The organism is Bartonella melophagi K-2C, from assembly GCF_000278255.1.
Taxonomy (GTDB): domain Bacteria; phylum Pseudomonadota; class Alphaproteobacteria; order Rhizobiales; family Rhizobiaceae; genus Bartonella; species Bartonella melophagi.
Genome location: NZ_JH725084.1, coordinates 59,815 through 60,663 on the forward strand (window position 1 = coordinate 59,815; position 849 = coordinate 60,663).

1 protein-coding gene is annotated in these 849 nt (G+C 49.1%); it reads left to right on the forward strand.

Annotated elements, in window-relative coordinates:
* Positions 1 to 849 (forward strand): hypothetical protein (locus ME3_RS07030; protein ID WP_007477831.1); only part of this gene is annotated, 849 nt, incomplete at both ends.

Sequence of the window (849 nt, forward strand, 5' to 3'; positions counted from 1 at the left end):
AGAGATTAAGGGAAAGGGGGGAACTGGAACGGGGCTTAAGGTGGAGGGGGACAGCTGTTCTGGCTAGTCTTGCTCTTCTTACAGATCAAAATAAGGTTTATGCTGGACTGAATTGTAATGGGGTTGCTAATCCTAGTGGTAATGGGAGTAGTAGTGATAATAATAAGGGGCGGATCGAGTGTGATGGGAGTGGTAATGGGAAGGGGAAAGATGGACAGCTGAGTGGTATAAGAACTATAGATATGAGTGGGACGTGGGGGAGGGGGACGTCGAATAGTGGTGAGCCTGCTGTGAAGGTGCATGGGAGGGCAGATATTACGATAGTAAGTAGTGAGCTGAAGATTACGGATAATGGTCAGAGTAATAGTAATCCGGCGATTCAGGTGGAAAATGGAGGGAAGCTGACGGTGAATAATGTCACTGCTACAGAGGTGTATAAGGGGATAGTGGTTAAGGATAAAGGGTCTTCTGTTATTGTGAATCGGGGGACGATTGGAGTTAGGAAAAATGGGGGTGCTGTGATTGAGGTGAGTGGTGGGGGAGATGTGACATTGAATAGGGGGGTGAAGAGGGTTGGTGGAGGGGGAAATAATACGGGGATAGAGGGGGGGCAGGGTGGGGGGAATGTGACGGTGATGGGTACGGATTTTAGTAAGGTCAAGACGGGGATAAAGTTTACGGGAACGGGGACGGCTAGTGTGATGGGGGGAGCAGGGGGGGCGACGATATTTAATTTAACAAGTGGGGGGACGGGGATTAAGATGGAGGGAGATGGGAGGGCTAATGCTACTGTGATGAATATGGCGTTTATGGGAGTGTTTGATTTTGTAATCAAAGCGTTCGTGTGTG